Origin of the sequence: Pseudomonas fuscovaginae SE-1 (assembly GCF_000364705.1) — a bacterium.
GTDB classification, from domain to species: domain Bacteria; phylum Pseudomonadota; class Gammaproteobacteria; order Pseudomonadales; family Pseudomonadaceae; genus Aquipseudomonas; species Aquipseudomonas fuscovaginae_A.
On record NZ_AQOH01000190.1, the window covers coordinates 1 to 8063 of the forward strand.

7 protein-coding genes and 1 pseudogene are annotated in these 8063 nt (G+C 63.1%); 5 read left to right on the top strand and 3 right to left on the bottom strand.

Annotated elements, in window-relative coordinates:
• Positions 1 to 377 (bottom strand): hypothetical protein (locus K675_RS32395; protein ID WP_020481065.1); only part of this gene is annotated, 377 nt, incomplete at its 3' end.
• A gap of 360 nt (positions 378 to 737) precedes the next feature.
• Here K675_RS32395 and K675_RS0117310 point away from each other — a divergent pair.
• On the top strand, positions 738 to 2807 hold the full coding sequence (locus K675_RS0117310) for an AsmA family protein (protein WP_017904753.1): 2070 nt from the start codon (positions 738 to 740) through the stop codon (positions 2805 to 2807).
• 150 nt (positions 2808 to 2957) lie between these two features.
• On the opposite strand, the gene K675_RS0117315 is transcribed toward K675_RS0117310, so the two are convergent.
• Positions 2958 to 3488 (bottom strand): ferritin-like domain-containing protein, encoded by a 531-nt coding sequence (locus K675_RS0117315; RefSeq protein WP_017904754.1) that lies wholly within the window; start codon positions 3486 to 3488, stop codon positions 2958 to 2960.
• A 210-nt stretch (positions 3489 to 3698) separates the two neighbouring features.
• On the opposite strand from K675_RS0117315, the gene K675_RS0117320 reads away from it, so the two are divergent.
• Positions 3699 to 4589 carry an esterase/lipase family protein gene (locus tag K675_RS0117320; RefSeq protein WP_017904755.1) on the top strand — a complete coding sequence of 297 codons (891 nt, stop codon included), beginning with the start codon at positions 3699 to 3701 and terminating at the stop codon, positions 4587 to 4589.
• Here K675_RS0117320 and K675_RS0117325 read toward each other — a convergent pair.
• Entirely contained in the window at positions 4570 to 5463 is an 894-nt protein-coding gene (locus K675_RS0117325) for a DMT family transporter (RefSeq protein ID WP_017904756.1), read from the bottom strand. The two genes, K675_RS0117320 and K675_RS0117325, sit on opposite strands and share 20 nt — an antisense overlap.
• A 99-nt stretch (positions 5464 to 5562) precedes the next feature.
• On the opposite strand from K675_RS0117325, the pseudogene K675_RS30940 reads away from it, so the two are divergent.
• The 3 genes and pseudogenes from K675_RS30940 to K675_RS0117350 all read left to right on the top strand — a co-directional run bounded on the left by K675_RS30940 (position 5563) and on the right by K675_RS0117350 (position 7898).
• Positions 5563 to 6347 (top strand): annotated as a pseudogene (locus tag K675_RS30940) (AraC family transcriptional regulator).
• An 82-nt stretch (positions 6348 to 6429) separates the two neighbouring features.
• Positions 6430 to 6729, top strand: coding sequence for a PsiF family protein (locus tag K675_RS0117345; protein ID WP_017904759.1), 300 nt, complete (start codon positions 6430 to 6432; stop codon positions 6727 to 6729).
• Positions 6730 to 6887: 158 nt separating this feature from the next.
• Positions 6888 to 7898 carry an AI-2E family transporter gene (locus tag K675_RS0117350; protein ID WP_017904760.1) on the top strand — a complete coding sequence of 337 codons (1011 nt, stop codon included), beginning with the start codon at positions 6888 to 6890 and terminating at the stop codon, positions 7896 to 7898.
• Positions 7899 to 8063 lie beyond the last annotated feature (165 nt).

Genomic DNA, 8063 nt, shown 5'->3' on the forward strand with positions numbered 1-8063 from the left:
CCTTGTGGAGTGCGTTCGCTACCGTCGGAAGCCAGGGTCTGACCTTGTGGGGTGCGGTCGTAGCCATCGGCGGCCAGGCTCTGGCCTTGTGGAGTGCGTTCGCTACCGTCGGAAGCCAGGGTCTGGCCTTGTGGGGTACGGTCGTAGCCATCGGCGGCAAGGGTCTGACCTTGTGGAGTGCGTTCGCTACCGTCGGAAGCCAGGGTCTGACCTTGTGGCGTACGCTCGGAACCATCCGAAGCCAGGGTGTTGAGCGACTGGCTGACGGTGGCGTGGCTGGCTTGAGCTTGCGGGGCGGCCTGTTCACGGGCTGGCAAGGCATAGGCGTTGGCAGTCAGGACGGCAAGGGTAAGGCTGAGAAGTAATTGGCGTTTCATGATCGTTTGCTCCGTTGGAGGGCGATAAAGTGGGTACGGAGCTAATGTTACCCTTGCAAATTCGATATAAAAGTTCATAAGGGCAATGTTAATAATCAACGGAATTGATTGTTCTGTGCGAGGTGTCTAGCACGGGCCTTACAGGGTGTTACCCATGCTCCGTGTTGGGTATTTTCTACCCATCCCCGCTTCATGAAAGGGCGTGGGGCGGAACGAAAAATTGATGGAACGGTCAGCTTCGGCCCGCTTCGTTTTCCCGGTGGATGGCTTTTTCCATTAAACCTTGCCCGGGTTTTGTCAGTCGTAAAGGTATATCGCGTCGCTTTTTGGACGTTCAGCCGCTATCAGGAGCCTCGTGCAATGACGCGCACTCGAAAAAATTTCCTCTGGACCGGTGCCAGTCTGGTGCTGCTGCTGGCGGTGCTGGTGGCGATCATCGCGTTCTTCGATTGGAACCGGATCAAGCCGCCGGTCAATGCCAAGGTTTCCGAAATCCTTCATCGTCCGTTCGCCATCAATGGCGACTTGTCGGTGCGCTGGCAGCGTGAGCCCGACGAAGGCGGCTGGCGTGCCTGGTTGCCCTGGCCCCACGTGATCGCCGAGGACCTGACGCTGGGCAATCCGGATTGGTCGAAGAACCCGCGGATGGTCACCCTCAAGCGTGTCGAACTGCGCCTGGCGCCACTGCCGTTGCTGGTTCGCCAGGTGGTGATCCCACGGATCGACCTGACCGAGCCGAACGCCAGCCTCGAACGGCTGGCCGATGGTCGGGCCAACTGGACATTCCAGCTCGATCCCAAGGACCCGAACGAGCCGCCGTCCGCCTGGACGGTGGACATTGGCGCCATCGGCTTCGACAAGGGCCATGTCACCCTGGACGACAAGAGTCTCGGGACCCAGCTCGACCTGTTGATCGACCCGCTGGGCAAGCCGGTTCCGTTCAGCGATATCGTTGGCGACAGCGCCGCGAAGAAGGCCCTGGAAAAAGGCTCGGCGCCTCAGGACTATGCGTTCGCACTGAAGGTCAAGGGCCAGTACCACGGCCAGAATCTCGCCGGCACCGGCAAGGTCGGTGGCCTGTTGGCCCTGCAGGACGCGGCCAGGCCGTTCCCGGTGCAGGCCGATGTGAAGATTGCCGATACCCGGATCGCCGTGGCCGGGACCCTGACCGATCCGCGCAACCTTGGCGCCCTGGACCTGCGTCTCAAGCTGGCCGGCAACAGCCTGGGCAATCTCTATCCGCTGACCGGAGTGACCCTGCCGGATTCGCCAGCCTACGAGACCGATGGTCACCTGACCGCCAAGCTGCACGAGCCCACTGGGGCGACATTCAAGTATGAGCAGTTCAACGGCAGGATCGGCACCAGCGATATCCATGGCGACCTGTCGTACGTCGCCAGCCAGCCACGGCCCAAGCTCACTGGCGTGCTGGTCTCCAACCAACTGCTGATGGCCGACCTGGCGCCGCTGATCGGCGCGGATTCCAATGCCAGGCAGAAGGCCCGCGGCGGCGAAAGCAGGCAACCGGCGGACAAGGTACTGCCGGTGGAGGAGTTCCGTACCGAGCGCTGGCGCGACATGGACGCCGACGTGGAATTCACCGGCAAGCGCATCGTCCATAGCGCCGAGCTGCCGTTCACCGACCTCTACACCCATCTGCTGCTCGACGATGGTCAACTGAGCCTGGAGCCCCTGCGTTTCGGCGTTGCAGGCGGCAAGCTCGATGCGCAGATCCGCCTCAACGGCCGCGCCACGCCGATGCAGGGCCGGGCGAAGCTGACCGCGCGCAATTTCAAGCTCAAGCAACTGTTCCCGACCTTCGAGCCGATGAAGACCAGCTTCGGCGAGCTTAATGGCGATGCCGATATCAGCGGTACCGGTAACTCGGTGGCCCGCTTGCTGGGCACCTCCAACGGCGACCTGAAGATGCTGGTCAACGATGGCGCCATCAGCCGTGGCCTGATGGAGATCGCCGGGCTCAATGTCGGCAACTACGTGGTGGGCAAGATCTTTGGCGACAAGGAAGTGAAGATCAACTGCGCGGCGGCCGACCTCGGGATCAAGAGCGGCCTGGCGACCACCCGGTTGTTCGTCTTCGATACCGAGAACGCGATCATCTATGTCGACGGCACGGCCAATTTCGCCAGTGAGCAACTGGACCTGAAGATCAGCCCCGAGTCCAAGGGCTTCCGGCTGCTGTCCCTGCGTTCGCCGCTGTATGTGCGTGGCAAGTTCATCAAGCCCGATGCCGGTGTGCAGGCGGTGCCGCTGTTGCTGCGTGGCGCGGGCATGGTGGCGCTGGGTGTGATCGCGGGCCCCGCGACCGGGCTGCTGGCGCTGGTGGCACCGGGAGGCGATGTGCCGAACCAGTGTGCGCCGTTGCTGGAGCAGATGAAATCGGGCAAGGCGCCGCGGACGGTTAGGAACTGAACAGCGCCATTTCCTGAAAAATGGCGCAGAACCCTGTGGGAGCCGGCTTGCTGGCGATGCTATTCAGCAGGCGACGCAGATGTTGGCTGTCAGGTCGCTATCGCCCGCAAGCCGGCTCAGTAATGCGGCCGGCTCCAGAGCGGGCAGGTCCTAGAGATCCTTCAGGATATCCGCCATGTCATCGGCATGTTCTTCCTCCTGGGCAAGGATGTCCTCGAAGATCCGCCGCGTGGTCGGGTCCTGGTCGCCGATGAACTGGATGATCTCGCGGTAGCTGTCCACCGCGATCCGCTCGGCCACCAGGTCTTCGTAGACCATTTCCTTGAGCGTCTTGCCGGCCACGTACTGGGCGTGGGATTGCTGGGACAGCAGGTCCGGGTTGAACTCCGGTTCGCCGCCCAACTGCACGATGCGTTCGGCCAGCCGGTCGGCGTGGGCCATTTCCTGGTTGGCGTGCTCGAGAAACTCGTCGGCGGCGACACTGGCCTTCAGCCCGGTGGCCATGAAATGGTGGCGCTTGTAGCGCAGGGTGCAGACCAGTTCGGTGGCCAGTGACTCGTTGAGCAGACGCAGAATCTCGCTGCGGTCGGCCCCGTAGCCTTCGGTGACCGCGCCGTTTTCGACATTCCGGCGTGCACGTTCACGCAGGGTGGTTACATCGGACAAATGCATGTCGCTCATCTCGATCTCCTGACTGATCCGGTTTGATGGGCGTCTCGCTCTGTGGGCGAGATCGCTACCCAGGGTGTGAGTGCCGGGAGAGCGGAAAAGTTTTATCCGTTTGTTACTAAGTAGGCGGCAGAACGCCGGATGTCGTGCTGTTGTCATCTTTGATGCCGATGCTTTCGACCTTGCTAGGCTCTATTCGAACCCTCTCATGGATGGTCACCGATGTCGCAAGAACTCGCCACGCGTTATCCGTTGGTGCTGGTGCCGGGCATGCTCGGCTTCGTCCGGCTGTTGTGGTTTCCCTACTGGTACGGCATCACCCCGGCCCTGCGCGCAGGTGGTGCGCAAGTCTTTCCAGTCCAGGTTTCGCCGCTGCACTCCAATGAGGTGCGGGGTGAGCAACTGCTGTTGCGGATCGAGCAGATCCGTCGCGCAACCGGGGTGGAGAAGGTCAACCTGATCGGTCACAGCCAGGGCTCGCTGACAGCACGTTACGCGGCGGCCCGGCGACCGGAATGGGTCGCTTCGGTGACCTCGGTGGCCGGGCCCAATCACGGTTCGGAACTGGCCGACCATTTCCAGCGTCACTACCCGCCGAGCAGTGTCCGCGGGCGTCTGCTGACCCTCGTGCTCTGCGCCGTCGCGCGGCTGATGGGCTGGCTGGAAACCGGCTATCGCGGCCCCGGGTTGCCGATGGACCTGACCGCTTCGCACCAGTCGCTGACCAGCGAGGGCGTCGCGCTGTTCAACCGGCAATACCCGCAGGGCCTGCCGGAACGCTGGGGCGGGCAGGGCGCCGAACTGGTCGACGGCGTGCGCTACTACTCCTGGTCGGGAACCCTGCGACCGGGCATCACCGATCGTGGGCGCAACCTGTTCGATGGCACCAACCGCAGTTGCCGGCTGTTCGCCAGGACGTTCATCCGCGAGGCCGGACAGTGCGATGGCATGGTCGGGCGCTACAGCTCTCACCTGGGGACGGTCATCGGCGATGACTATCCCCTCGATCACTTCGATATCGTCAACCAGTCACTCGGCCTGGTTGGCAAGGGGGCGGAGCCGATCCGGCTATTCGTCGAGCATGCCCGGCGGCTCAAGGCCGCCGGGCTCTAGCCGCCTTGCGCAGTGGCGTGGTCCAACGCTCGGAGAGAATCACGCCACCCAGGGTCATGGCACCGCCCAGCAGGTGATACAACGCCAGTCGCTCATGCAGGACCACGGCAGCGATCAGTGCCGTGAGCAGCGGCAGCAGGTTGAAGAACAGCACCGTACGGCTCGGGCCCAGCCGGGCCACCGCCTTCATCCACAGCAGCGGTGCGAGCATCGAGGCCAGCAGGCAGGCGTACAGTACCAGACCGGCGTTGTGCAGGTTCGGTCCGACCTTGGAAGACAGCAGGTACAGCGGCAACAGTGCGAGCACCGCCACCAGGATCTGCAGGTAAAGCAACTGCAATGGCGGCAGGCGTAACTGCCACTTTTTCAGCAGGGTGCTATACACCGCGTAGGCCAGGGTGGCGCCGAGCATCATGGCGTCGCCGAGGTTCAGGCCATGGCTCGGCAACGTGGCGAGGTCGCCGGCCGATACCACCACCAGCACCCCGACGAAGGACAGTGCCGCCCCGGACAGCGCGCCGGCGGTCAGGCGCTGGCCGAGGCTGACGATGGCCAGGACCAGCGACATCAGTGGCATCAATGACAGGATGATGCCCATGTTGGTCGCCGTGGTCAGGGTCGCGGCGTAGTAGGCCAGGCTCTGGTAGGCGACCATACCGAGTACGCCAAGGGCGAGGATCTTGCCCAGGTGCGGGCGGATCGCCGCACGATTGGCGATGACCGGGCGCAGTAGGAAGGGGCTGAACAGCAGGGCCGCCAGCAGCCAGCGGTAAAAGCCGATTTCCGCCGGGAAGATTGCCCCGACGGCCATCTTGTTGACGACGGTGTTGCCGGCCCAGATGAAGATGGCGAGCAGGGGAAACGCGTATTGCATGGGGTTCCAACCGGAATGACAGGGTGAGTGGAATTATCCCGCTGTCCGGATCAAAGCTTATACTTCAATCCAGTCAATCGGCGTCTGAATCCGGACAGCATGCACAAGATCCCCATCGAGATCCCTTCTTTCCCCGATCTGCCGGCGCCGGTCTATTTCCGCCATGCCGAGTTCGGCCCGGGTAGCCATGCGGCCCCCCATCGACATCGCTGGGGTTCGCTGGACTATGTGTCCCATGGCGTCATCCACTATGAGGTCGCCGGCCGGCGTTTCATGTCGCCGCCCCGCTACGCCCTGTGGATTCCGCCCGATACCGAACACAGCGCCTACAACACCCAGGCGATCGTCTACCGCTCGGTCTACGTGGCCGAGTAACATTGCCGTGGCATTCCCGAGGTGGCGAGCACGCTGGCCATCAGCGACATCCTCAAGGCGATCCTCGGCGATTTCGCCCGGCGCGATGTGAAGATCCCCAGTGATCCGGCCGACATCCGCCTGGCCCAGGTGCTGGTCGACCAGTTGCATCAGGCCAAGGTCCACCGTTGCTACCTGCCGTACTCGGACGACCCCGGGCTGCTCAGCGTGCTTGAGGGATTGCAGGAGGACCCGGCGGACAACCGTTCGCTGGCGCAATGGTCGGCGACCTGCATGTCAGCGAGCGGACCCTGGCGCGGTTGTTCGTGCGCGAACTGGGGGTGAGCTTTGGCGAGTGGCGCCAGCGCCTGCGGTTCGTCTGGGCGATCCAGGCGCTGGAGGGTAGTCGCAGTATCCAGGCGATCGCCTTCGATCTGTGCTACAGCACCGCCTCGGCCTTCATCGCCATGTTCCAGCGCCAGGCCGGCTGCACGCCGGAGCAGTACCGGCGTCAGTCCCGACTACCCTGACTGATCGCTGGAGGTGTAACAGGCTTTGTCTACACTGCTTCGGTAGCCGCACCCATCGGCGCGGCAACCAGGAGAAAACTCCATGAACATGCTGCGTATCCCTTTGTTGCTGGCTGGCTTGCTGCTGTGTTCCCAGGGCTTTGCCGCCACCGCTGCCCAACAGGCCCAGCAGGACAAGATGAAGACCTGCAACGCCGAAGCCACCACCAAGGCCCTCAAGGGCGATGAACGCAAGGCGTTCATGAGCAACTGCCTGAAAGCCCAGCCCGCGAAGGCGGCGACCCAGCAGGACAAGATGAAGACCTGCAATGCCGACGCCACCGCCAAGGCCCTCAAGGGCGACGAGCGCAAGGCGTTCATGAGTACCTGCCTGAAGAAGTAGGCCGGGCCGACAGGACCTCCACGGCGTGAGTTGGAGGTCTTCGGCGGCAGGGTTGGAGCACGGGGGACTTTGTATCGTCGCGTGTACGTCCCCCTGGTTCTGTCACATGAACGCTGGCAGACTGCCCATCCTTTGGCACTGTTTAGTTTTGAGGCTGTATGTCGGCGTTTCCCCAGCGTTATGTAGTCTTGGCCAGTTTGATCATCGTCTGCGGCAGCCTGCTGCTGGTACTGCCGTTGCGGCTGTTGCCGAGCCTGCTGGCCGGCTTGCTGGTGTTCGAGCTGGTGAACATGCTGACCCCCAAACTGGAGCACCTGATTGCCGGGCGGCGCGCACGCTGGTTGGCGGTCCTGCTGTTGGGTACGCTGATCGTCAGTGTGCTGACGCTGATCTTTGCCGGGGCCATCAGCTTCCTGCTGCACGAGGCGGAAAATCCAGGCGCATCCCTGGGCAAGTTCATGCAGGTGGTGGATAAGGCCCGCGGGCAGTTGCCGCCGTTCATCGATGCCTACTTGCCGGCCAGCGCAGGGGAGTTCCAGGTGGCGATCGGTGAGTGGCTCAAGCGCCACCTGAGCGAACTGCAACTGGTCGGCAAGGACGCGGCGCACATGTTCGTGACCTTGCTGATCGGCATGGTGCTGGGGGCGATCGTCGCGCTGCAGCATGTGTCGGACGCCAGTCAGCGCAAACCGCTGGCGGCGGCGTTGTTCGATCGCCTGCGGTTGCTGGTGCAGGCGTTTCGCAACATCGTCTTTGCCCAGATCAAGATTTCGGCGCTCAATACCGCCTTCACCGCCGTATTCCTCGCGGTGGTCCTGCCGTTGTGCGGGATCAAGCTGCCGTTGACCAAGACGCTGATCGTGCTGACCTTCCTGCTGGGGCTGCTGCCGGTCATCGGCAACCTGATGTCCAACACCCTGATCACCATCGTCGCGCTATCGCTGTCGATCTGGGTCGCGGCGGCGGCGCTGGGCTACCTGATCTTCATCCACAAGCTGGAATACTTCCTCAACGCGCGGATCGTCGGCGGGCAGATCAGTGCCAAATCGTGGGAACTGCTGATGGCGATGCTGGTGTTCGAGGCGGCGTTCGGCCTGCCCGGGGTGGTGGCGGGGCCGATCTATTATGCGTACATCAAGAGCGAGCTTAAGCTGGCGGAACTCGTCTGACCGGCCCTGCGCTTATCCGGCTTGCCCGCGAGTTCCGATCGTTCCCACGCTCCGCGTGGAAACGCCTCCCAGGCCTTCGGCGTCCGCTCCGGGTGACGCAAAGCGTCATGTGCTGCATTCCCACGCGGAGCGTGGGAACGATCAGAGGGCGGGGGGGGGGAAGCG